This is a genomic window from candidate division WOR-3 bacterium (assembly GCA_039801245.1).
In the GTDB taxonomy this organism is placed as follows: domain Bacteria; phylum Hydrothermota; class Tepidihabitantia; order Tepidihabitantales; family Tepidihabitantaceae; genus JAOABP01.
On the sequence record JBDRUF010000010.1, the window covers coordinates 19,252 to 44,306 of the forward strand.

At 48.9% G+C, this 25,055-nt stretch carries 15 protein-coding genes; 8 read left to right on the plus strand and 7 right to left on the minus strand.

The genetic code is table 11. The annotated features are described in order from the left end of the window. Positions 1-16: 16 nt before the first annotated feature. The 4 genes from ABIK47_02550 to priA are packed head-to-tail and all read left to right on the plus strand — an operon-like array spanning position 17 to position 9,668. Positions 17-2,776: a cation-translocating P-type ATPase gene (locus ABIK47_02550; GenBank protein MEO0019505.1), complete on the plus strand. Its 2,760-nt coding sequence runs from the start codon at positions 17-19 to the stop codon at positions 2,774-2,776. Further along, a complete protein-coding gene (locus tag ABIK47_02555; GenBank protein ID MEO0019506.1) occupies positions 2,773-4,488 on the plus strand; it encodes a BamA/TamA family outer membrane protein in 1,716 nt (571 codons plus the stop codon). The genes ABIK47_02550 and ABIK47_02555 overlap by 4 nt, the downstream gene beginning before the upstream one ends. 9 nt (positions 4,489-4,497) lie before the next feature. Further along, entirely contained in the window at positions 4,498-7,896 is a 3,399-nt protein-coding gene (locus tag ABIK47_02560; GenBank protein MEO0019507.1) for a translocation/assembly module TamB domain-containing protein, read from the plus strand. Then, on the plus strand, positions 7,896-9,668 hold the full coding sequence (priA, locus tag ABIK47_02565; GenBank protein ID MEO0019508.1) for a primosomal protein N': 1,773 nt from the start codon (positions 7,896-7,898) through the stop codon (positions 9,666-9,668). Before ABIK47_02560 ends, priA begins: the two co-directional genes overlap by 1 nt. Here the strand turns inward: priA and ABIK47_02570 are convergent. Then, the gene (locus tag ABIK47_02570) at positions 9,661-10,455 is read right to left on the minus strand and encodes a hypothetical protein (protein ID MEO0019509.1); all 795 of its coding nucleotides are present in this window, start codon (positions 10,453-10,455) and stop codon (positions 9,661-9,663) included. The genes priA and ABIK47_02570 overlap by 8 nt on opposite strands. A gap of 330 nt (positions 10,456-10,785) precedes the next feature. On the opposite strand from ABIK47_02570, the gene ABIK47_02575 reads away from it, so the two are divergent. Together ABIK47_02575 and ABIK47_02580 are read left to right on the plus strand one after the other, a co-directional pair. Next, complete coding sequence (locus ABIK47_02575) at positions 10,786-12,042, plus strand: HAMP domain-containing sensor histidine kinase (GenBank protein MEO0019510.1); 1,257 nt, start codon at positions 10,786-10,788, stop codon at positions 12,040-12,042. Between the two features lies 1 nt (position 12,043). After that, the gene (locus ABIK47_02580; protein MEO0019511.1) at positions 12,044-13,555 is read left to right on the plus strand and encodes a bifunctional response regulator/alkaline phosphatase family protein; all 1,512 of its coding nucleotides are present in this window, start codon (positions 12,044-12,046) and stop codon (positions 13,553-13,555) included. Between the two features lie 12 nt (positions 13,556-13,567). Here the strand turns inward: ABIK47_02580 and ABIK47_02585 are convergent, their stop codons facing one another. The 5 genes from ABIK47_02585 to asnS all read right to left on the minus strand — a co-directional run bounded on the left by ABIK47_02585 (position 13,568) and on the right by asnS (position 22,556). After that, positions 13,568-16,726 carry a UvrD-helicase domain-containing protein gene (locus ABIK47_02585; protein ID MEO0019512.1) on the minus strand — a complete coding sequence of 1,053 codons (3,159 nt, stop codon included), beginning with the start codon at positions 16,724-16,726 and terminating at the stop codon, positions 13,568-13,570. Next, positions 16,727-19,528 carry a PD-(D/E)XK nuclease family protein gene (locus ABIK47_02590; protein MEO0019513.1) on the minus strand — a complete coding sequence of 934 codons (2,802 nt, stop codon included), beginning with the start codon at positions 19,526-19,528 and terminating at the stop codon, positions 16,727-16,729. 105 nt (positions 19,529-19,633) lie between these two features. Beyond that, complete coding sequence (locus ABIK47_02595) at positions 19,634-21,019, minus strand: hypothetical protein (protein MEO0019514.1); 1,386 nt, start codon at positions 21,017-21,019, stop codon at positions 19,634-19,636. Beyond that, positions 20,994-21,251 (minus strand): hypothetical protein, encoded by a 258-nt coding sequence (locus ABIK47_02600; protein ID MEO0019515.1) that lies wholly within the window; start codon positions 21,249-21,251, stop codon positions 20,994-20,996. Before ABIK47_02600 ends, ABIK47_02595 begins: the two co-directional genes overlap by 26 nt. 12 nt (positions 21,252-21,263) lie before the next feature. After that, positions 21,264-22,556, minus strand: coding sequence for an asparagine--tRNA ligase (asnS, locus tag ABIK47_02605; protein ID MEO0019516.1), 1,293 nt, complete (start codon positions 22,554-22,556; stop codon positions 21,264-21,266). A 430-nt stretch (positions 22,557-22,986) separates the two neighbouring features. Between asnS and ABIK47_02610 the strand changes: the two genes are divergently transcribed. Continuing rightward, positions 22,987-23,370 carry a hypothetical protein gene (locus ABIK47_02610; GenBank protein MEO0019517.1) on the plus strand — a complete coding sequence of 128 codons (384 nt, stop codon included), beginning with the start codon at positions 22,987-22,989 and terminating at the stop codon, positions 23,368-23,370. A gap of 44 nt (positions 23,371-23,414) precedes the next feature. Here the strand turns inward: ABIK47_02610 and larA are convergent, their stop codons facing one another. Next, complete coding sequence (gene larA / locus ABIK47_02615; GenBank protein MEO0019518.1) at positions 23,415-24,647, minus strand: nickel-dependent lactate racemase; 1,233 nt, start codon at positions 24,645-24,647, stop codon at positions 23,415-23,417. Between the two features lie 63 nt (positions 24,648-24,710). Here larA and purE point away from each other — a divergent pair. Then, a partial coding sequence (gene purE, locus ABIK47_02620; protein ID MEO0019519.1) for a 5-(carboxyamino)imidazole ribonucleotide mutase occupies positions 24,711-25,055 on the plus strand: 345 nt, incomplete at its 3' end.

The window sequence follows — 25,055 nt, forward strand, 5'->3', positions numbered from 1 at the left end:
ATGAACTATTCACGGTATGGCAGATTGGCATCTTAAGAGCATCCAAGAGGTTGTTCGGGAGTTAGGTTCGGACCTGAATAAGGGTTTGAGTTCTGAGGAGGTTCGGCGCCGGCTAAACAGTTTTGGCAGAAATGAGTTGAAAGAACAAGGGGTAAGAACCCCTTTATCAATCTTTCTTTCCCAGTTTAAATCAATTTTGATAATAATACTCATAGTAGCCAGTGTGATTTCTCTGTTCATGCGTGAATTTATTGATGCGATTGCGATATTTGCGATTGTTCTCTTGAATTCCATATTGGGTTTTGTGCAGGATTTCAGGGCGGAAAGGACGATGCAGGCGCTCAAGAGGCTGGCGGTCCCAAAGGTGCGGGTGCGCCGTGACGGACACATAATGGAGGTTTCCGCTCGTGAACTTGTCCCGGGTGATATCGTTCTCTTAGAGGCGGGCGTTCATATTCCGGCTGATGGCAGATTAATAGAGGCGGTGAATTTGCGGGTTTCTGAGGCGACTTTGACCGGAGAGTCCGAGCCGGTGGATAAGAGCATTGCGATTGAAAATACAAAATGCAAAATGGAAAATGGGGATGAGATCCCCCTGGTAGAGCGCAAAAATATGGTCTATATGGGAACAGCGGTAGTTGCGGGTAGGGGTGCAATGATTGTCACCACAACCGGAATGAATACCGAATTGGGGAAGATTGCCGAGATGCTTCAGACAGTCAAACGGGAGCAGACACCCCTGGAGAAGCGGCTCGTGCGATTGAGTAAAGAGCTGGCAGTTGGGGTGTTGATAATAGTAGGTGTAATTTTTGTCATTGGGGTGATGAGGGGAGGCGATTTAAAGACAATGTTTTTGGTGGCGGTGAGTATGGCGGTGGCGGCTGTTCCCGAGGGTCTGCCCGCAGTGGTCACAATCACTCAGACTCTGGGCGCAAGGCGGATGCTTACCCGCAATGCGCTCATTCGACGACTCAATGCGGTTGAGACCCTTGGGTCAGTTACAGTTATCTGCTCGGACAAGACGGGGACATTAACTCAAAACAGGATGACGGTGACGATGCTGGATGTGGCTGGTGACCGTTTGGAACTGTCTATTAACGATGGCGAAAGGGTGAGACTGCTTCAGGGAGCATCGGGTCAGGCGTTTGTGCTTCTGATTGCGGGGGGGGTACTTTGCAACGATGCTGTTATGGAAGAAAGAAATGGTGGTGTCAAGGTAATTGGTGATCCAACCGAAGGTGCGCTCGTTGTTCTCGGGGCGAGATTTGGATTGACTCAGGAGGTTTTGCATAAACTTTTGCCAAGGATTGCTGAGGTGCCTTTTTCATCAGAGCGGAAGAGAATGAGTACCATCCACAGGTTGGAGGGTAATGGGTTATCTTTAGATGAGGCCAGAGGCAATGAGCTCCTCTTGTTGGAGACGCTAAGGGAATTTAGTTTAGATGGCGGCAGGTTTGTTTTTACCAAAGGGGCGGTGGATGTAATTTTGGAGTTATCAGCTTCGGTCCTTATTGATTCAAAATTTCAATCTTTGGATGAAGAGTGGCGGGCACGCATAATCGAGGGGCATAACAGGTTGACACAAAATGGTATGAGGGTACTGGGGGTGGCTTTTAGACCTTTAAAAGATATTGAAACAGCACATTGTCCCGAGATGCTGGAAAAGGAACTGTGTTTTGTCGGTATGATAGGAATGATCGACCCAGCAAGACCGGAGGTGAAGGATGCGGTTAGGGAATGCCGGCAGGCAGGAATAAGACCGGTAATGATTACCGGTGACCATCCCCTTACCGCGATGTATATTGCCTCTGACATTGGCGTTGAAGTTTCAGAAGAAGAGAATGCGTGTGTGACCGGAGCCGATTTGGCAAAAATGTCGGTGGAGGAGTTAAAACCCATAGTAGCGAGGACTAATGTCTTTGCTCGGGTGGCACCAGAGCACAAACTGAAGATTGTTATGGCGCTTCAGAGTTTAAATGAGGTGGTGGCGATGACGGGTGATGGTGTGAATGATGCACCGGCATTGAAAAAGGCGGATATTGGGGTAGCAATGGGGATCACGGGTACGGATGTGGCAAAGGAGGCGGCGGAGATGGTTTTGCTTGACGACAACTTTGCCACGATTGTAGCGGCGGTTAAGGAGGGCAGGACGATTTACGATAACATCAAAAAGTTCATCCGCTATACCTTTGCTTCGAATGCTGGAGAAATTATTGTAATGCTGATTGCACCGTTCTTTGGTATGCCTTTGGCTCTGACACCATTACAGATTCTTTGGGTAAATCTTGTGACAGATGGTTTACCTGGTTTAGCATTAGGTATTGAAGGACCGGAACGGGATGTAATGCGCAAACCCCCAAGACCATTGGGTGAAAGTATTTTTGCCCACGGGATGGCATTTAATATCATCTGGTCTGGGGTATTTTTGGGACTCCTGTCTTTTTTCCCAGGCTGGTGGGCGTGGCGCAATGGTAACCCTGCTTGGCAGACAATTATCTTTACAGTGCTGACGATGGGGCAATTATTTCATTCCCTCTCCCTGCGTTCACAGAGGGAATCTGTATTTACTTTTGGGTTTTTCACCAACCGCACTCTTATAGGCACCTTCATAACTACCTTGATTCTCCAACTTGGATTGATTTATTTGCCGATTGCTCAGCGGATTTTTCAGACACACTCACTCCCGTTACCACAACTTTTGATCATTCTCGCATTGAGTTCTATGGTTTTCTGGGTTGTGGAACTGGAAAAACTCTTTCGGCGGCACTTTCAATGATTACGACCATTTCTTTACTCTTGGTAATAGGGATTACCGGTCAGGTGGACGCTGTGAAGTTTGCCGGCAACCGCTCTTTTCCGACACGCCTCCTGCGTTCCCTCATCCAGACAAAACCAGGTCAGCCCCTAATGAATGCCCAACTGGTAGATGACGTTCGTACACTTGAGAACTTTTACACCCACAACGGGTTTTTTGCCGTCAAGATTGAAAAGGGGATTGAGAAGATAAAAGGGAAAACGGTAGTTAAATTTTATATTAACGAAGGAATGCGCAGTAGGATTAGTGATATCGTGATTACAGGCAATTATTTCTTTTCTGTGTCGCGCCTCAAATCACTTTTGCCATTCGGTGTCAAAGATTATTACAACCGGGACCTCGTAGTTCTTGGTGCCCACAATCTCCGCAACCTTTACCTTGACAATGGGTATCCTTTCGTTCAAGTTCAAGACACCGTTACCGTTACCGCCACCTCTGTTACCGTCTGCTATATTATTGAAGAAGGTCCGTGCTCCTATATCCAGGCGATTCGTGTCAGGGGAAATAAGAGCGTTGCTACCCCTACGATTTTAAGGACTATCGGCCTCGCCCCACGGGAAAAATTCTCCCGTTATCGCTTAGAGATGGCGAAACGTCGCCTTTACGCCAGTCGGCTTTTCTCCCGGGCCCATTACTATGTTATTAAAAACGACTCCTTTCCTGATAGCGTGACGATAAGGTTTGACGTTGTCGAACAAAAACAAAAGGGCATTGGTATCGGCATCGGGGTGGAAACTCCGCCGAGCCGAGTCTTAATCTCTCTTGACTGGGAACATAACAATCTCCTCAATCGGGGGCAAATGCTATTTGCGGCAACTAGCTTCGCAATACCAATTACCAGCTACCGTGAACCACTCAGCGCCTACCGCTTCAACTTTGATATCACTTGGCGTGTTCCTTATTTATTCTATCAGCGAATTGATTTTCAGACGCACCCATTTTTTTACTATGAAAAATTGGACTCTACCAGATTGCGTGAATATGGAATTGAGACCGGAATGAGTCGTGATATCGTTCCTCTTCTGCGGCTCGGGATTTTCAACCGGCTGCGTCTCGTGGCTGATACTAGCAGGGGGATTACAAATTCCCTTGCCCTGAATTTGATTTACGACAACCGTGATAACCTCTTGGACCCACGGCAGGGATTTTATATCCTACCAGTAATGGAAATTGCGGGTGGACCTTTTTTGGGTGATAACCACTTTGTGCGGGGAAGAGCCGATTGCCGCGTCTATCGAACAATCGGCCCGGCATTTGTTGTAGCAATCAGGGTTGCCGGTGGGAGGGTAGTGCCTTACGGCCGGTCAACCACTATTCCTTATTATGAAGAATTTTTTCTTGGGGGTGCCAACACCCTTCGGGGATACAATGAACGTTCCCTTGGTCCTGATACCGCTCAATCCGGAAGATACGGCCCGATAGTGGTTAATACCAATCTTGAGCTTCGAACCCCGTACTTTTTCCGCTGGGTTGGTGTGGTGAGTTTTCTTGACCTTGGCCAAGTTGCTCGGGAGAGTGATATTATCCTTCGAGGCGTTGATGCTGGTGCCGGAATAGGAATCAGAGTGAAAACGCCGATTGGTCCTATTCGCCTTGACTGGGGGAAACGGTTAAAGGCGGCACCGAGAGGGGATTTAGGTAAAATTTATATTGGGGTACTTCATGCCTTCTAATAAAACAGTATGAAATTGTTGAGGCGGCTTTTACTGATTTTGCTGGGATTACTCCTTTTTCTTTTAGTGGGGTTGTTTATATTCCGCCAAGAGATTGGCAGATATGTTCTTAGAAGGACAGTCATTGCATTAGGCAAGGCGATACACTGGGAAGTAAGTTACAAAACAATTGAAGGAGACATCTTTACCCATCCTCGGATAACGGGACTCTGTCTCACCCGGCAGATGGACACCATATTTATATCAAAACTGGAGGTTAAATACGACATCTTCGCACTGGTGCAGCGGCGAATAGTCCTCTCAAGTGTGAAGATTATTGACCCTGACATCCGGATTACCCAAAGGGTAACAAAGGAAGTGATTAAAGAAGGCAAAACAACCTTCGCATTTCCAAATTTGAGCGTGCGGCAGTTAGAAATAATAAATGGCAAGGTGACCCTGGCTGGTTTAAAACGGATTGACTCCATAGGGTTGAAATCAAATTTCTCATGTTCCGGTACGCTCCTTAAACTGCAAGTTGATTCTGCTGGTTGTCGGCTGACACACGAAGGTCTTTCTATTAAGTCCCTAACCACAGAGGTAAGACTTGATGAAGGTTTATTGACCGTAAGCAATTTACAGATACTTACTGTTTCCTCAGAGTTGGCGGCTGGGTTTAGCTTGGATATAAATTCAGGTGCGATTGCGGTTGATACATTCAATCTCAGCTTAAATATTCAAGAAATAACCAAGATTCCCGGGAGGGTGCGGTTACAAGGGAAGGGAAGAATCGGCGAACAAATAAGGTTCCAAGCGAACTCTTGGATAGGAGGTCTTTCCTACCAACAACTCTCCCTCCCCAGTTTCTCGGGTAGTTTTGCCATAGCCGATTCAACCCTAATCCTGCGATTGGGTGGGGCAAATGAAACACTGGGCGGTTTTGCGCTTGACGCCGAATTCAACTTGGCTAATTTTCTTTTCAACGCCCACATTACTCTTGATAATGTGCCCGTTAACAAATTTAAGTCTGGCCTCCCGAAATTTTTGCTTTCAGCGACTATTTCCGCTGATGGCAAACTAGGTACCATTGCCCATTTACTAAAGAAAGAGGATGCAAAAATCAAGGGAGATTCAATTAATCTACTATTACGGGGTAGTGCTAAGGAATTAGGGGTTGATACCCTATATGCTACAGTGAAGTATCATGGGCAACAGACCGAGTTGCGGGAGTTGGTGCTTTCCGGCTCCGCAGGAAAGTTTCGATTTGCAGGTGTGGCAAGAAAAGGCTTTGTTGTTGCTGCCACTGAAATGGGAAATTTCGATCTGGGGGTTGCGGGCAAGTTTTTGTCTCTACCACTCACTGGTAGGGCCGATGGCGCGCTGCAGGTGGTATTGTTAGGTGATAGCTGGAAATTTACTGGGTTAGTGCACTTTGATGGGTTAGGAGTTGGCGGGATGGAAGTGACGCGTGGTCTCATCCAGGCGGACTTAACAGGGAGCGGGTTTTTAAAGAAGCCTCTCGAGAACACGATTTATGGGCGGATAGCAGTCGGTGGTGAGGGTGTGAGGATATTGGGGTATGAGTGGAACTGGGCGCAGTTTGTCTGGACCGGACCTGAGTTTGATTTCCAAGTAGAGAAAGATAGGCAACGGCTTTTGGCTACAGGCGACGTCTCTTTCGAGAAATCTAATATTCTTGCAGTATTACGCACGTTTGAGTTTACTATTAACGAGGAGACGCTGGAACTCTATGATTCCTGCTGGGTCAAGGTAGGAAGGGATTCGCTATTGATCAGCGGGTTGAAGATAAATATTGCAGATGGAGAAATGGAGTGCAATGCCAGTGGCCGGATAGGCACAATGCCGCAACTAGGCATTCGCGCTCGAAATCTTAACCTTCGCAAGATTAAGGAGCTTTTAGGATTGAACGCCGATTTATCAGGAAATTTAAACTTTGACCTCTCGGGGCAGGACACCTTTTTCTTTTCTTGGAGCGGTGCTGATATTGAGCTGCCGGCAGCTAATATTACCTTTAAGTACATTGATGGTAGCTTGCTTCTGACCAAAGGCTTGTTATTTTTGAACTCACTGAGATTTGTTCACGAGCGAGATACCAGTATTATCAGCGGCATTTTCCAATATGAGGTGAAGGATGGGTTTCATTTTACCAGGATGGATTTCGACCTTCACCTTGCAGACCCTGGCACCTGGCCTTTTGTTGTAACAAGACCTTATGTGGAGATACAGGAAGGTAAACTTTACGGAATCGCACAGGTATTCTGGCGGCCCCAAGATTTGAGCGTCACAGGTAGAATCCGGGTTCAGGACGGATTTCTCACTGTTCCTTCAGTCGACGGGAAAGTAGACCGTTTTCAAGCAGAACTCACATTAAAGGACAACCGTATCATCTTGGAAAAACTGAGTGGGACGACCACAAAAGGGATATTGACGGCAGAGGGTTTTCTTCAATTAAATCCATCCGGGCGCTGCGATTCCCTCCGTTATACAATTTCTTTCACCGGCGCCTCCGCTGCGCCCATAACTGGTGTTTATGCAATTGGTGATGGTGAAGTTAGTGTATCTTGGCGGGAGGGGGAAAAGGCATTTATCTCTGGAGGTGCAGTTATTACCGAAGGTTTAGCCACCATCGGATTTGGTGGGCAGCCTTATAAAGTGGCCAGTGATTCAGGGGGTGTAGATTATGATATAACTGTCAAGGCAGAGCGGGGGGTTTGGTTACGTAATCGAGATGCGGACATTGAACTGGCAGCAGACCTAATTGTGAGGAGAGTTGGGGAGGAAGCGCTGTATTCGGGAGAGATGGTTGTAAAACAGGGTAGTGTCTATTACCTTGACCATATCCTTCGCATAACCGAAGGCAGACTCCTATTTGAGAATTCAAGCCAATTTGACCCCCAACTTAATATAACCGCCGAATGTCCCGTACCCGGGAAAAGGGAGAATGCTCCCGAGAAGATTGTTTTAAGCCTAACAGGTAGGCTCTCTTCCCCTTCCTTTAGTTTCTCCTCCGAACCACCTCTCTGGGACGAAACCCAGATTATTACCTACCTTAGCCTAAATGTGACAATGGATGAACTCTCGGCGTTAGAAGAGAAGGAGTTGATTTCGCGGCTGCTATCTGAACGGCTCCTCGGTTACTTTCAGACACAGGCTTCTAAACGGGTGCGGGATTTCATCGGTCTTGATTACCTTGAAATTCAAACTGGGCTTACCGGTGACGAGACCAGGGTCACGGTCGGCAAATATGTTGGGCGGAATCTTTATGTTTCTTATACCCAGAACTTCACGGGAGAACTGCAACCGGCTTTTAGAATTGAATACAATCTCGATCAGCGCTCCGAACTTCTTGCCGAGCGTTCTTACGAGGGTAGGTATTCCTTCCGCTACCGCTTCAAACTCCGCTTCTAATGTACTGCGAAGTTGCCCTTCCCCGAGCCCCGCTTGATGCACTCACCTATACATTTGACCCAACCCAGGTTTCCACATTAGAACCTGGTGATTTACTCCTCGTTCCTTTATGCAAGAAACCGGTTTTAGGTGTGGTATTGAGGATTACCGAGGTTCCACTTTGCCCTGATAAGGATATCCAACCGGTTCTGAAAGTTCTAAAAAAGCAGGTCGTATCCCCAGAACTGCTTTCCCTCGTGCGTTGGGTGGCAGATTACTATCTGTGCCCTGTGGGGGAGGTGTTGGGTCTGGTCGTGCCTAATATTACTCCTTCCTTTTTTTCAGAAGAGCATTGCTCATCCGGAATTGGGAAATCGGTCAAGCAAGAATTTTCTGTTACCGTTGCTACTCGGGTTGATGATTTCAGGGCAAGGGTGCAGAAATTCATTGCGGAGGCGCTTGGTTGTGGTTCGGTCTTGTTTTTAATGCCCGAGCCATATTTTGCTGAATGGCTGCCGTTTCTTCAGAACAGTTTTGTTAATGCGGTGATTGAGTATCACCATCACCTGACCCAAAGACAATTACGTGCTAACTGGTTTTCTCTGCTTGCAGCGGACCATAAAGTGGTCGTCGGCGTCCGGCGAGCGGTCTGGGCACCGGTTAAAAATCTCGCGGGAATAGTGATTATCAGCGAACATTCCCAGGGGTTTAAGGAAGAACGTCAGCCTAAATACCATGCACGGGATGTGGCAATTATTCGAGCGAGGTTTGCCTCCTGTCCGGTTTTAATCCTTGACCCCACACCAACTCTTGAGACCTGGTGGAATGTCAGACACCGGCGTTTTAAGATAGTTGACCGTTTGCGGCTCCCTCGGTTCAGAGAAAATGTTTTCGTTGTCGATATGCGCCGGCACCAGAAGGAGGTTGTTTCACCGAGGCTCTTGCGCGAATTAAATCTTGCCCTCGAGAGAAAGAAGTCAGCGCTTCTCTATATCAATCGGTTGGGTTTGGCGAGATTTGTTGTCTGCGAGGATTGTGGTCAGGTGCTTAAATGCCCCAATTGTCTGGTGCCGGTTTTGGTTACCGGGACGGCCGTGGTCTGCAAGCTCTGCGGTTATACCTCAGGGGCGCCTGACTTTTGCCCTCGGTGTCAAGGGACACAATTCCTCTTCCGGGCCCCTGGGGTGGAAATGGTTGTGCGTAGTTTGGAGAAACTTGGTATCAAGGCGCGGATTTTCAGCAAGGATGATAACCACGCCCAGGTTTTAGTGGGGACAAGAAGGATGCTTTCGTGTGAGGCGGAAAGGGATTTGGGCTTGATTGCGCTTGTCAATTTTGATACTGAGCTTGCCCTGCCCGATTTTCGCAGCCGGGAAAGGGCTTTTACACTGCTTGTTGAACTTCTACAACGGGCGGAGCGCGCACAGGCGCGGTTGGTGATTCAGACCTACCGGCCTTTTGACCCGGTGATTAACCTTGCCCTTGCCGGCGACCTGAGGGGTTTTATCAAAGAGGAGTTGAGGATACGCCAGGAGGCGGGGTTTCCACCGTACCGGCGTTTAGTTGCGCTCACGGTGAAGGGAAAGGACGAGAAAAAGGCAAGGTCTGAGGCTCTGGCACTGATGCGTGATTTAGAAAAAATCCCGGGGGCGGAGGTTTTTAATCCGATGCCCCTGAGGATTATATTAAAACTGCCGCGGGAGGTGATGCCGGGAAGGGTGATTTCCCGAAGCCTTCTGAAAAGAAAGGGTGTTAAAATCAAGGTGGATGTTGACCCGCTGAAGGTTATTTAGGCTTATTTGACAGCCGGGAGATATTTTTGCGCAACCTTGCTGCCATCGTTGTTTGCGTAGTCGTGTCAATGTAGGTGAGTGCGGCCAGATAAGCCTCTCGGGCGGTTATCGTATCAGCGGTCTTTTCTGCAGCAGCACCTAAGTTATTGAAGAGCCAGGCGGCAAGTTCACCTGGCGGTTCGAAGAGAGAGTCAAGCGCCTGGCGGCTCAACTGGTAATAGGTAAGAGCGCTTTCCGGCATTGAGTAGAACTGGAAAAGATAGCCGCTGTTAAAGCCCAAATTTGCGAGTAGTCCGTAGAAGGCGTTCTTCTCGGCTGGGGGTAGGTTTTGCCTTGATGAATTGAGGATTGTGATGCCCTCCTGAAATGCCCTCAGGGCGTTTTGGGGTTGTCCCAGTTCAAAATAGGAGTAGCCGATGTAGAGAGAAATGGCTGCCTGTTCCAATCGGGGACGCTTGGGCTGAAGTTTGGTGAGGCGGGCAATGGCATCCCGCAACTCGCGGTTGGCAATCATCGTGTCCACCTGGGAAAGAGAGCGTTTCAGGTCAAAGGGAAGGGCGGCCAGGGTTAGGGTGTCAATGAAAACCCTGCCCAACATCCGGGTGTAGGTTTCCAGGTCCTCCTGGGCAAGTTCCACAGTTTCTCTATCGGTCTGGCTGCGCGGGGGTTGGGAGAGGATGCGGGCGAGGAGAAAAAGGATAAATACGATGGCGACACCGCTTACAATCCAAACCCAGTATTTGGGTGAACGGGTTTTTGAGAGGGGTTTTCGCTTTACTTTCTTCACGTCAAATTTTAATAACTATTAAGAGGCTGTCAAAATGGTGTATAAGGGGGGATTTTTTATTCAAGTGTGGGGTCAAAATCGTCGGGGGGACCGCCCCTTGGCAAAAACTGTTATTGAGCTAAGTTACGAAACTGCAAGGATTAACTCAATTTCACCCCACTGAATTTAGTATATTTTTATATAAACTTGGTGTTTGGCTTCTGCCCACAGATATTTTTTAAAGAAGGCAATTTTTTATAATAGTCCCAAGGTTGGTGGTTGCCGATTTCTTTTCTTATATTTCTTGACTTTTGAGATTGACGGGCTATGATAGATTGGAAATAAAGGTTATTGAATCGTTTTAAATTCGGCTTCGGACCAAGAGCGTTACAGGTCTATTTCGTCATCGGCCTGTTAGGATTTGCCGGGGTCTGGTTTTTCTATTCCCAGTTTCTATTATTGCGGCTTTCCCGGGAATACCACAGTTATGCGACAACCCTTTTTCAGCAACTGGAAGCCGAGACCCAGTTGCGGACAAGGATTTATGCGCGGTTTATGAGCCAGATTACCGAGCCTGATGAGGCGGGTTCACCAGAACTGGACATTATCTTTGACGAGGTGATTCAGAAGATTGACTTTCCGGTGGTCATTACCGCCCCGAATGGCGCGCCGGTCGCATTTCGCAACATCAGTAATCCTGAAACCGGTTATAGCGCACTTTTACAGGAGGTTGAGCGGCTTGACAAGGAGCATGAGCCGATTCCGGTTTTGGTGCGGGAGGGTGACTCGCTGCGCTGCCTTAATGTTATTCATTACGGGGTATCACCGGCGACCGTTACCCTCAGGCAGATTACCAGTCAACTCACCCAATCGGTCAGGCAGTTGCGGCTTTTTTCGCTGATGCAGGCCTTGCTTTTCTTGGGGTTTGTCCTGATAGGTGTTATGGGCGTGTTGGAATACAAGCGCCGGGAACAGGAGCACATCTGGACCGCGCTTGCCAAGGAGACCGCGCATCAACTGGCAACACCGGTTTCCTCAATATCTGCCTGGCTGGAGGTCCTTAGGGAAAGCGGGCAGGGGGAGATTGCTCAGGAGATGGATGAGGACTTAAAGAGGATGAGGGAGGTCTTGAGTCGTTTCAGCCGCATCGGGCTTCCCCCAGATTTGGAAAGGGCGCCTCTGGGTGCGATTGTTAATCGGGCGGTTGATTTTGTCCGGCGGCGCGCCCCCAAAGGGATAAAGCTCGTGCTGGAGGTTATTGATGACCCGCTGGTTTTGGTGGATGCGGTGCTCCTTTCCTGGGCGATAGAAAATCTCTTGAAGAACTCTCTTGATGCGATTGGCGAAAGGGAGGGCGAGGTGAGGGTTCGGCAGTTTTTGAGTCCGGACCGACGCTGGGTTGAGGTTGAGATAACCGATACTGGCGAAGGTGTCAAGATAGAAAGGCTGTTTGAGCCCGGTGTTACCACCAAGCCTTACGGCTGGGGTGTTGGTCTCACCCTGTCAAAGAGGATTGTTGAGGGGTATCATCAGGGGAGGCTGATTTTGAAAGAAAGCGCTCCGGGCAAAACGGTATTTGCCCTTTACCTGCCGACAGCCGGGAGCTGATATGAAAATCCTCTGGATTGACGACGAGATTGACCTCTTGCGTCCCTTTATCTACTTTCTTGAGAAAAAGGGGTATTCGGTAGCGACCGCCACCAATGGACCGGACGGGCTCAAACTGCTAAAAGAAACGGTGTTTGACCTCATCCTCCTTGACCAGATGATGACCGGAATGCAGGGGTTGGAGGTTCTGCGCCGGATTAAGGAGATTGATCCGAATGTCCTCGTCGCGATGGTGACCAAATCCGATGATGAGGCGTTGATCAACGAGGCGCTGGGCAAACTGGTTGACGACTTTATTATCAAGCCCTTTACCCCGACGCAACTCTTGGCGGTCCTCAAGCGGCTCCTCGAAAAAAGGCGTCTGATTGCCGCCTCAATCGGCGAGGAGTTTGTGCGCACAATTAATGAGGAACGTGACCTTACCACCCCGCAGGACTGGCGCGCATACTACCAGGTGCTCAACTACTGGCAGAATCTCTTGGCGCGCTTTGGTGATGCGGCACTCAAAGAACTTCACTACACCTTTCGTCAAGAGGCAGATACCCGCTTCGGAAGGTTTGTTGAGGACAACTATTCTGACTGGCTTAAAGGCAACGGTCCGTTGATGAGCCACCGGCTGATTACAGATTTTGTCAGACCGAACTGGGAGGAGAAGCAGACCTATCTCATTCTGCTCGATTCAATGCGTTTTGACCAGTGGGAGGCGATTGTCCCCCTTTTGCGCGACCATTACCAAATCCAATCAAACTATTATTACTCCATTTTGCCGACCGCCACCCCTTATTCCCGAAACGCCATCCTCAGCGGACTTTTGCCATTGGAGATTTTCCGGCGCTACCCTCACTGGTGGGTTTTTGAGGAGAGTGGGCAGAATCGGTTCGAAGAAGAGCTCCTCGCCGAAAACCTGCGCCGATTAGGTTTCAAGGGGCGTTTTTCCTTTATCAAGGTCGCCAGGGGCGAAGAACTCGCTGCGGCAAGACCGGTTATCTTTGACACCAATGTCAGACTGACAGTAATGGTTGTTAACTTCCTTGACCTCTTGATTCACTCGGTCAGGCAGACCCGACTTTTAGATGAAATCATCCCCGACGACGCCGCGCTCGTAGGTGCGACGAGGATATGGTTTGCATCCTCCCCAATACTTGAGCTGTTAAGACAGCTCTCAACAAAAAACTGTCGGGTCATTATTACCTCTGACCACGGGTTTATCAGGGCCAATCGTCCGACACTCATTTACGGCTCCAGGGAAATATCGGCAAACCTTCGCTACAAACATGGTGCCGCGCTCAGGGTGGATACCCGAACCGCCCTCCTCTTAAACCATCCGGAGGATTTCTTCTTACCGGTTGAGCATCCGGGGGTGAAGTTTGCCATTGCCCGTTCCGACTATTACTTTATCTATCCTACTAAACCTAAGGAATACGAAAAAACTTATAAACACACCCTCCAGCATGGTGGCATCTCACTTCAGGAGATGATTGTGCCCTTGGCACTCCTCAAACCTCGGTGCTGACTTTGCCTTAACCTATACCTCTACTATTTCCGGTAAGGCGGTGAAGACAACAAATTTCTTGACAGCTCTCCCCGGGAAAAGTTCGGCGCAGGCACGGGCATAATAAATCAACTGGGTGGCGTAGTAATGTTCCTTCAGCGCTAAAATCTCCTCCTCCTTCACCCTTAGAGTCTTGTAATCATAAATATGAACCGCATCCGGCTTGAGAATAACCCGATCGATCCTGCCGGTCCAGATAGTTTTCCCATCGTGATACATTATCGGTAGTTCCACGAAAGAGTTGGGTTGGGGTCGAACTATTTCCCAGACTGGGGATGAGACCAGCCCCTTAACAGTTCTCAGTATTTCCCCATCCAGTTTTTCAGCAATCTCTTTAGAGAAGCCCTTAATTCGGAGAAGGCGGGCTGTTTCCTCTTCCAACCGGGGGCTAAAGGGGTCAAGTTTACCGAGAGAGATTAGTTCCAGTAGCCGGTGCAGGGTTTCGCCAATGCCGAGGGCTTCATCCGAGTGTTTTTGTAGTTCGTGGGGGGTGTATTTTGTTACTGTGCGCACCTGGGGTGGTGGGGAGGGGAGTGGTGGTTCAATTCTGATTAGCGGTACAGAGGTAGGATGCTCCTCTGTTCCTCCTGACACTTCAATCTGCAGGATTTCCTGCGGCGTTGTTATGGAGAGTCCGGGAAGGTTTCTTGCAACCTCAAACCCGTGGTCAGTTCTCTTCAACCCCAAGTGATTAATCAACCATTCCAGCCTTGTTCCTTCAGGAGAGGATGTGTCCCAGACCCCGGTCAGGAAAAGGGCATCACGTGCCCTGGTGCAAGCCACATAAAACACCCTTTTTTCCTCCTCGATTACCTTTTCAAGATACTCAGCGTGGAGGGGGTGTAACCTTCTTACCGAGCCTTCTTCAATGTATGAAAATATTACCTCCCCAAGGGCATTTTCCTCCACCACCAGTTTCTCCTTATATGTCTCCCTTTGCAGGACTCTTTCATGAAGCCCGGGATGAAATACTATCGGAAATTGGAGCCCCTTTGCCGAATGCACGGTCATAATTTGCACCGCGTTCATTTCTTCGTTAGGAATCTCGGCCTTGGGTTCATCCTTATTTGACTGTTCAAGCAAACTTTTAATTCGCAGCGGGGTCTTGCCGGCAAGTTCCTCCTCTTGGATGATGTGGATGAATTTCCTGATGTTGGCCACTCTTTGCGGTTCGCTGAAGACCTCCCACGCCTTTGTTTTGAGTAAAATATGGTCAACGAGAGAATATAAAGGTTCGTAGTTGACCTTTCTCAGGGCGTCCCCTAAGATTTTTCGTGCCCGCTCGAGCCCCTCGGACGGTTCTCGGGCGAGAGCGTCGAGGCGTTCCCATAATGTCGGTTCCTTTGTTTCGCCCTTCGTCATCCAGAGAAAAATGTCCCTTTCCGGGATATTGAACAACGGACCGCGCAGGGTGATGTAGAGCGCGGTGTCATCCGCCGGGTCAACAAGAAAGGAAACCAGGGCGGTGAGATACCTGACTTCGCTTTCTTCATAGAAGCCGGTGCCCCCAACAACCACAAATGGGATGTTTTCCTTGCGCAGAGATTTTTCCAGTGCTGGTAGTATTCCCTGGCGGCTGCGGATGAGAATGGCGATGTCTTTGTATCGGCAGGGGCGAACAATTTCTGATGCATCAAGGGATGAGTCTGAAACCTTGAAGTTGGTGGCAATAAGGGCTTTGATCGCGCGGGCGAGATTTTGGGCGTCGATTTCCCTTTTATCAGCGATACTTAAAACCTCTTGTCTCGGCTCAAGGATTATCGCTACCTTTCCCTGTTCTTTCCCAATGCGTCGGCACACAAAATGTCGGTAACGGGAGCGCCAGGGTTCCTTATTTTCAGTGGGGTTCATAAGTTGCGAAAAAAGGGCGTTGGTGAAATCAATTATTGCCGGCAGAGAGCGGTAGTTCTCTTGAAGAGTTACTGTTTCTACCTTTTCACTGCCCAGCCATTGTTCAAGTTTTTCCTTGGCTTTGAAAAATAACTCCACCCGGGCGTTGCGGAACATATAGATTGACTGCTTATCATCACCAACGATGAATATTGTCGGCGCGACCCCCAGCTCCCTTTTTAACCCCTCTCCTGAGCGCCACTCCTCGGTGAGTTTATCAATAATCCCCCACTGGAGAAATGAGGTATCCTGAAACTCATCCACAAGGATATGGTCGGTGTGCTCGTCAAAGATATAAAGGATATTCTGCCATTCAGATTCCTCGGTCAATAGTCTCAAGGCAAGCAGTTCCATATCGTCATAATCCACCACTCCGAGCCCCTGTTTCATCTCGTTGTAGGTCGCAAGAAAACAGTCCTGAAAAAGGTGCCACCTTTGTTTAAACAGGTTGAAATCATTCAGAACAGCAATCAGATTGCGATAACGAACCATATCAGCTGCCCAACGGCGTTCCCTTTCAGAAAGACCCCTTATTCTCGGCGTGTTTTGCGTAGTCATAAACACAGATTGATGATCGGCGATGGTCTTAAAAATCCGCTCAATCACACCGGGATTACCTAAATCTTCTGGAAACAACTCCTGATAATTTTTAATTCTCTCAAACCCAGCCGGTTCTCTTTTTAACCGCTCAGCCAGTTCCTTAACTGAGTTTATGTCAAAACCCCTTGGTTTCGCTCTGAGGGCAACGGTTCTTTTTTCAAAAAGGTGGTCAAGAAACTTAGAAAAGTTTTTCCAGCCCTGAATGTGTTCGCGAGTTATGAGGCTGATTAAGAGTGAGCGGTAATCTGCGAGGTCGTTGTTTTCAGCGATTTTCATCAGGGCATCGTACTTTGCCTGTCGCCAGAGGTTCTTAGCGTCGGTTAAGGCAGCAGGGTTGGGATCGATATTCAAAAGGTCGGCAAAGCGTCGGACAAGTGAAAAACAGAATGAGTGAATGGTGGAGATGCGCAGGCGCAGGATATTCTCCCGCAATATGTTATAGATTTCTGGATTCCGCTTGCGGGCATTGTTAAGAATTCTTTCCTTCATCTCTACTGCCGCCTTATCGGTAAAGGTTAGGGTCAGAATCCGTTCCGGTTTCACACCCGCCTCCACGAGTTCTAAGTAGCGATAGCTTAACTGTTCAGTTTTACCCGACCCCGCCGGTGCGAAGACGATTTTACTTTTTAGGGGAGGCGTCATCTAATCTCCGGCATCTTTAAATGCTTCTTTCCCGCAGGTGAAGTGGAAATCGCAGTTTTCACAATTACTCAAGCTGCTGGGGGCGGCTAAAAATTTACCTTTACGGATATCGGCAACGATGTTAACCGTCCGCTCAATCGCCGCTTTGATTAACTCCTCAACCCTGGCGTTTTTATTTGCCAAGAATTTTAATCTTACGGAACGGAGGCTGTAAATACCCATATTTTCTATCTGGAGATTTTGGAATTCCTCATCCTGAGACAGGAGATAGGCATAAAGTGGTAACTGGATGTGCGCATGGGCATTGATATCAGGAGAACCGGTTTTGTAATCGATTATACGGAGAAGGTTGTTTTTGCGGTCAATGCGGTCAATTCTGCCCAAAAGGTTAATGTCGGGTTTAATTGACCCATAGACACGTTTTTCTGTTTTTACTGGCTGAAAGCCATCGGCGCGAAGTTCCCTTTCGTATTCCACTAACTTGACAAAGAGATTTTTCAGGATGCGGTAGGTGACTTCTCTCCAAAAGGCAGGTAGAGTAATATTATTTAACTCCTGGTCAATGATTTCACCTGCGATTTTTCCAATATCCTCAACTGGAATTGGTCCCTCTTGATAGATTCTCGCCAGGATCCGGTGGGCGATAGAACCCCACATTCGGGCGTCAATTTCAAATGTCGGTTCGGGCGGTGTCTTTAGACCCAGGATATTATAGAGATAAAATTGATAGGGACAGCGGAGGTAGCTTTCCAGCGTCGTGACATGGAATTTGGCGTTGGCTCCAAACCGCCGGTTCAACTCCTGTTTAATTTCCTCGTCACCTGAGAAATCAACCGTAAGGATGACATCTTCAAAAAGGCAATGCTTTTGGCGACCGCGATAGATTTGCTCCTCAACCTCAGAAAAAATAATCTCGCCATCGTGATACTTCACCGGTTCGGTTTCTATAAATGGTGTGCGCAAGACCGGTTTGCCGTTCCTGGATTCGTGATAGCTCAAAAAGGGGGTGTTCGGGCTGGACTCGAGGGTGCGACGGAAATGGAAACGCTGCCAGTCACGGTGCCACTCAATATCAGGCATCCCGAGTTTCTTGCGCACCGAATCGGGTAGAATTGGGTCAGGGTGGTAAGAGCCCGGCAGGTCGGTTTCGGTGAGACCAGCAAAATAAAGGTTAGTCGGATTCAGACCGAGGGTCTCTTCCATCTTCACAACCGTCACTCCCCCTCGGTCAGATTCAGGGGTTTTGATTTTTAGACCGATAAGGTAGGAGAGGGTCTTAATAAAAGAGGACCTCGAATCCTTTTGTTCACCGAATTCGGCGGCAAAGATAGCGATGGCATCGAGGATGTCGTAGAGTGACTTGCGGTCAAGGCGTAACTGCTCAAACCAGGGTTGTTCTGGGCTGATGTTTGAGCAGAACTCAGCGGTCTTGAGGAACTGCTTCAGTCTGCGTGCCTGATTACCGATCGTCCCTGCTGGTTCGAGAATTTTCTCAGTGAGACCGATTGCCTGACGGACCCGGGTCTGGAGTTCAAGAAGAAAATTCCTTTCCCAATCTTCCGGTTCAGTCTCCTCCTGGGCGAAAATCCGATTGGCGATGTTAAGCCAGTTGTCTTTTCCTTTGATGATGCCGGCGCGGCGAGAGAGGTAATTCAAGGATTGAGCGGCAAGGTTGCGTCCTCTCTCGTCTTTGTCATCAGGAAGTCTCAAAAGATAAGGGAGATAGGGGGACGACAGGGCAGCACAGGTGGCAATCCGTTCATAGTCAGTATCAAGGGCACGGAGCAGTTCCAGGACACAAACAATCGGTGGTGAAGAGGAAAGTGTTGTCCGGGGATAAATTGTAAAGGGGATTGAATACTGGGGGAGGATGCGAGTGATGAGGGGTGCGTAATCTGATAAGCGTGGAAAGACAATATAGGTTTCCGCAAGGTTGGTATCTTCCTCGCGACTTCTAATGTTTCGGGCGATTCCGATTATTTCCTCTTCAGGGTTAGGGAACTTATAGAGCGGTGGGTTGGGAGGTTCAAAATCGACTTTAACCTCTTCAATCTCCAATCCGGGGGACTGGCTGAAGAAATTAACAAAGCGCTCACCAAGGGCATAATCCCTATCCCCCTCTTTAAAATATGTCCCCGCAAATGTCATTTCGGCATTCTCAACCAGGGCGCTCAAGAACTTTTCCTCAAGGTTGTTGGGAGCAACAAAACTGTCAAGGATAAGAATGCGGGGAGAGGGATGGTAATCGGAAATATGGTTTGCCGCCTCAAGGATAGAATCCTCATTGTCTATCGAGCCATGTTTTTCTAAGGTTGCGTTATATAGAGTTAAGGTATACCAGGCATCCAATGCCCGGCGAAGCGGTTTCTCGTAGCCGGCTAAGGTCTCCTTAAGGACCGTAGGGATGTCCTGCTCTTTTTCTCTGGGCACATGCCTTTTGACATCAGCGACAAAGTCTCCAATTGCCCGGGCATAAGCAAGGGTTATCTTTTTACCTTTTTCTACAAACAGGTTTTTGATTAACAGCGGTTTGAGTTCATCAGGGAAAAGCCGCTTATCTGAGGTGTAATCGCAGATTTCGCGGGCGAGTTGCCCTAAGGTGCGAAAAACGGGCGGGACAAAGGCCTTTCTGCCCCAGAGGCGGGCGAAGAGTACTTGCGTTGCGCGCAGTTTGCGCGGGCTTGGTGTGAGGTAGAGTATCTCTTGTGGTTGGGCACCTGTTGCCAGTGCCGCACGGAAAAGGAGTTCGGTACTGTTATAACAGTTAAAGGGAAAAAGGAATAGTTTACGCTTCTTGTTCAACTTTTGCCGCTTTTTTCCTTGCCTCAAGCCGGCGCCGCCTTTTCATTTCCCAGCGGTGTCGCATCCGCTTGAGTTTGGTTTTACTTCTTGCCATAGCGCTCCTTTTTATCTGACAATCACAACCTTTGCTACGCAGTTTTTATACCGAATCAGATACACCCCGCTATTACTTTCTAATTTGATTAGGCCCAGTTTTGTGCCATTGACAGAGTAAAGTTCGCTCTCAGGGTCGGTGAAAACTGGAATGCAGGTATTTTCCCCGCCTCTTATGATAGTGGGTAACAAGTGTGTTTGATAGCGACTGTTTCCCTTTTCCGTAATGCCGGCAAAGGGTGCGCTGTGGATGCAGTAAAGTTCGGTGTCAGCAGGAGTTTCAATAATTGCCAAGACATGACCGCAATGGCTGGTGTCAATGGTAATTGCGCCACCGGTGGTATGTGAATCCGCCCGAATTGGCGAATTGTACCACCGTCCGGTACAGTTGGAGCAGTGATAGAGCTGTTCAGCAATGATGTTGCCGTTGATGAGTTGCCAGGTAATGTGGATATTGGTGTCATCCATACAAAACCCCTGCATCTGGGCACTGGCATCAGCGGTAATTCGCTGATAAGGGTCCCAGTTGGTTGAGTTGGGCGGGCGATGGAGATAATGGGTGCGGAATGGCATACCCCAGCCGTCATTGCCGCTGGCGACCAAAAAGAGTTCCTCACCCGCATAAGCGGCAAGCGCGGAAATATAATCGTAATTGTTGGCGGTGATAAGAACTTCATAGGACCAGTTGGTGTCCCCAGGGGCAGAGTTTTCTGCATGGTGAATGTGGTAATCAGGATAGTTGCCCCCGCGATAGGTGATATGGGCAATACCAGATGGCGAGACCGCAAGATGGGGCATTGCACCGGTACCAAAATCACCAAGTTGGCTCTGGCGGAGGATTGAGGTTTCCCAGATGCCATCGCGTTCCCTTGCATAACCGATGCGATATGCCACCCCTGGTTCCCTTGTCACCCAGGCGATATGGACAGATGAGTCCTTCTCCAGGGCGATTGTCGGTGTCCAGTCCTGGACTGTGTCCTTGGTTAGCCGAATTACCTGCCAGGCACCAGGGCAAAGCTTTTTTGCATAGCAGAGTTCAGCACTGTCGGCAAAATTCTGGATAAAGGCGATATGGGCAACACCGGTGGTCTTTCCCGCTGTCAGGGCAATATGAACGGCAACCATTTCGGCAATGGTCTCAGGAACCGACCAGTTTGAATCTGGTGGTTTGCAGGAGTAAAGCAGATAGTTTGGTCCAGCACCAAGCCTTTCTACCCAGGCGGCATGGAGCGTCCCGGTGTTGTCACAGGCGAGGGATTGCATTGAGACGGTCTTGCGCGCACGGGTGTGGGTGAGTGTATCCATCCCGGTGGTGATCCAGGCGCCAAATAGCGGCAGGGGAGACGCAAGGGTAATAAAAAATGTCAACCCATTAATCGGTAACCTTGAAAACCTCATCATGTTCATGCACCCGGCAAGATACCTTCATCCCTGCCTCCTGTCCGATTTCTATCCGCTGAACCGGCTGGTGCTCTATCTGCAGGGATTCAACAACCTGGGTGTGGTCGGTGGTGTGGCCCTTGATGTGAATTTTGTCGCCAACCGCAATTGCTCCATCAGTAGCCTTGACAACCGCCACACCAATCTTCCCGAAGTAATGGGTGATGATGCCAACCTTTGTTTCGGGCATTTTGACCTCCTTTTAAGGATAGACCTTTTCTAAGAGCCGGGGAAAAGGGATTGTTTCCCGGACATGCCTTAAGCCGCAAATCCAAGCAACGGTGCGCTCCAGACCCAGACCAAAACCGGAATGGGGAAAGGACCCGAACCGGCGCAAATCAAGATACCATTGATATGCCTCTTTTGGCAGTTTGAACTCCTCAAGCCTTTTTTCCAGTTCCTTTAGGTCATCCTCCCGCTGGCCGCCACCGATAATCTCGCCATAGCCCTCAGGCGCCAGCATATCAACACCTAAGGCAAGTTCGGAATTCTCCGGTGCCCGCTTCATATAAAAAGCCTTGATTTTTGCCGGAAAGCGGTGAATCATCACCGGTCTATCAAATGACTGGCTTATAACTGTCTCCTCATCGCCGCCAAAGTCATCCCCGAACTCTATCTTGACATTGGCTTTTTTGAGGACCTCAAGCGCCTCAGCATAGGTGATTCTCGGAAAAGGCTTTTTCACCGCCTCAAGTTTTTTGATGTCTCGCTCAAGGGTGTTGAGTTCCTTTTGCCTTTTCTCTAATACCCTGGTGATGAGTGCGCAAATCATATCCTCCATCAAGTCCATGGTTGCGTTCAGGTCGTAGAAGGCCATCTCCGGCTCAAGCATCCAGAACTCGGTCAGATGGCGTCTGGTCTTTGACTTCTCTGCCCGAAATGTCGGACCAAAACAGTAGGTCTTGCGCACCGCGGCACAGAGCGCCTCATTGTAGAGCTGACCGGACTGGGTAAGGTAGACCTGTTCACCATAGTAGTCAACCGGGAATAGGGTGGTTGTGCCTTCAACCGAGGCGGGGGTGAGGATGGGCGTGTCGCAGCAGAGAAAGCCTTTATCATCAAGGTAGTCGCGCAGACTTTTGATGATTTCCGCGCGGATGCGCAGAATCGCATGCTGGCGCCTTGAACGCAGCCAGAGGTGGCGGTGTTCCATCAGAAATTCTATCCCGTGCTCCTTTGGTGAGATGGGATAAGGGGCAGAGATGGCAATCGGCTTCAGGTCGGTGGCGGAAAGTTCATAACCGCCAGGAGCGCGCCTGTCCTCCCGGACAACCCCCTTCACCTCAACACAGGACTCCTGCGGAATGGAGTCGGCAAGTTCAAACGCCTTTTGTGATACCTCTCCGTTAAGAAAGACGCACTGGATGATGCCGGTCCCATCGCGCAAAAGCAGGAAGTGAATCTTGCCTGAGGAGCGCTTGTTATAGACCCAGCCGGTCAGGGTCACCTCTTTGCCTGTCTGCGTGCCGATTTTATCAATAGTGATATCCACGATTTGATTTTAAGGGTGCAACCGAAAAAGTCAAGCGGTTAAGACCGTCTGGCAAAAACCCGTTCAACTCCCAAAAGACGGGAGACCGAAGACGGAAGACCGGATTAATTCCAACGCATCTTTCACCTTTGATTTTCCCCTGCACATTTCCAACATCTTGACAAACAACCCCATAACCCTTACCCCAAAGGGGGCTTCCCCGGGGGTGGTGGAGGGGACGGGCATCAAATTTCCATCGTCTTAAAAGTCAAATACTTAGCTAATCGGTAAATGCGAAAATTTATGACTTATGGAGTAGGTTGACAGGCGTCTGATAAAAGTATAATTATAGGCAAATAGAGGTAAGAGGAAAATGAGATGGTTTAAGGGAATATTTTGGATGCTGGTCTTGTCCTTCTTTTTTTTCACTGGCTGTAAGTGGGGTTCTCAATTTGTGCCGACAATATCACAGGGTGTCTGGGGAAGGGTTGAATTTTGGGAGGGTAATTTCCAGCCTGGCGAACCTGGAGGCAAGATTACATATGTTAAAAGAACCATTCTATTCTTTGAGAAAACCAGTTTAGACAGTGTAGTTCAGGACAGTTGTGACCCTCGTTTCTTTTTGGTGGTTAATTCCCAATTGGTGGGTTCGACAGAGAGTAACAGGGATGGATATTTTCAAATCCACTTGCCGGAGGGTGAGTATTCGGTTTTTGTATGGGAAAAGGATAGGTATTACGCAAATTTGATTGATGGCAATTACATCTTTCCGGTGAGGGTAGAAAAGGACAAACTGACCAAAATACTTCTTGTTATTGACTATTTGGCATACTATTAATCGGGTTTGGTTAAAGGAACTGCTGATTTCTTAAATTAAAAGGTTTATGTGACCACCGGCACGAGTGAGCCGGCATCAGGGATGATGTAAATGGTGGCGTTTTTGCCGAGTTTTTCAAGGGCAAAGTCAAGCGCAGCCTGGATTGAAGAAAAGGGGTGCATAAATACGCTTCTGATGAGCTCATCTTTGACCCCGGGCATCACCGTATAGAGTTGTGCCTTCTGCATTATCCGGGCAAGACGGGCAGCCTTGTGCCAGCCCAGAACCTCAGGCGGTTTCATATTTAAAAGTTCATCAGGTGTTGAACAGGACTGAAGGACTCTGACAAAATCGTCGTTGCCAACGCCATCATAACAGGGAGAGACGGTAATCTGGATGCCATTTGGTTTTAATGCTGGAATGGCAAATTCAACCGCCCGCTGGGACTGGTAGAAGTTGATGGTATAGGGCGTCTGAAGGACGCTTAAAATGATGTCTGCCTTCTCTTTTAACGGCACCGCAAAGACCTTATAGGCGTCCAGGCAGGCTTTTTCAAACGAGGTGAATAAATCGCCACAGTGAACTGAAAGGAGGTTGTGTTTTGAGTCCTGAACCAGTTGGATGGAAAAGACCGGTTTGGGAACCATCCTTGCCGCCTCGGTCATATCAAGATGAACCGGGTTTTCTTTGAGTGAGAATGGGGCGGATGCCGGGTGGAGCAAAAGGTTGTGGTTCTGGGCGATGGTTTTTATGCCGGCAATCCCCGGGATAAAGCATTTTCTGCCACCGGTATAACCGGCAAAGTAATGGGGTTCAATGGAGTTAATCGTAATAATTCTTTCTGCCCAGATGAGCGCGCGGTTCAGTTCAACCTCGGTGCCAAACCTGGTTTTTCCTAAAAAGTAGAGAGAGGGTCTGTCTCTGCAATCGTGCTGGATGATGCGCCCTTTTATCCGCTCAAGGATTTCCTCGCCGATGATGTTTTTCAGTTCCTCCTCTTTTGCCTGGCGGTGGGTGCCCAAACAGATGAGGTATTTTGTGTCCCTTTTGTTCAGTTCCTCTTCAAGGAGTTTCAGAATCGGCTCGTTGGGTGTTGGGCGGGTGTAGTCGTTTAAAAGGACAAGGATGCGGTGAGAATCGGCGATAAAATTTTTTGCCTCCTGTGCTGCCTTACTGATCGCAGAGTTGATGTCGCAGAATGAGGTTTCAAACCGGTTGGGCTGAAGAACCCCAAGGAGGTTTTTTTCAGGAACCGAGACCTGTTCAGTTCTGTTGTCACAGGCTATTTTCAGGTCCATATCGTTAAATTATAAATCGGCAACCGGACTTTACAAGGATTGAGGATGTTAATATGATTAGTTATGGTAAACAGAGACAAACCGGTGGTAGCGATTTTGATGGGTAGTAATAAGGACCTTGAGGTGATGGGTGAGGCGAAGCGGGTACTGGATGAGTTCGGGGTGGAGAGCGAGATACAGGTGATTTCGGCACACCGGACGCCTGAGAAGTGCCGGCGGTTTGCCCGGGGGGCGGCAAAAAGAGGTATAAAGGTGATAATTGCCGGTGCGGGTAAGGCGGCTCATCTTGCTGGTGTTGTTGCCAGTTATACCACCTTGCCGGTGATAGGTGTGCCGCTTGATGCGGGGTTGGGTGGCTTGGATGCGCTTTTGTCAACTGTCCAGATGCCTGCGGGTGTGCCGGTGGCA

Excerpts from the sequence above, each read along its gene's own strand:
- ABIK47_02550 (MEO0019505.1), top strand. The coding sequence starts at position 17 with ATGGCAGATTGGCATCTTAAGAGCATCCAAGAGGTTGTTCGGGAGTTA.
- ABIK47_02555 (MEO0019506.1), top strand. The coding sequence starts at position 2,773 with ATGATTACGACCATTTCTTTACTCTTGGTAATAGGGATTACCGGTCAG.
- ABIK47_02560 (MEO0019507.1), top strand. The coding sequence starts at position 4,498 with ATGAAATTGTTGAGGCGGCTTTTACTGATTTTGCTGGGATTACTCCTT.
- priA (MEO0019508.1), top strand. The coding sequence starts at position 7,896 with ATGTACTGCGAAGTTGCCCTTCCCCGAGCCCCGCTTGATGCACTCACC.
- ABIK47_02580 (MEO0019511.1), top strand. The coding sequence starts at position 12,044 with ATGAAAATCCTCTGGATTGACGACGAGATTGACCTCTTGCGTCCCTTT.
- ABIK47_02585 (MEO0019512.1), bottom strand. The coding sequence starts at position 16,726 with ATGACGCCTCCCCTAAAAAGTAAAATCGTCTTCGCACCGGCGGGGTCG.
- ABIK47_02595 (MEO0019514.1), bottom strand. The coding sequence starts at position 21,019 with ATGAGGTTTTCAAGGTTACCGATTAATGGGTTGACATTTTTTATTACC.
- ABIK47_02600 (MEO0019515.1), bottom strand. The coding sequence starts at position 21,251 with ATGCCCGAAACAAAGGTTGGCATCATCACCCATTACTTCGGGAAGATT.
- larA (MEO0019518.1), bottom strand. The coding sequence starts at position 24,647 with ATGGACCTGAAAATAGCCTGTGACAACAGAACTGAACAGGTCTCGGTT.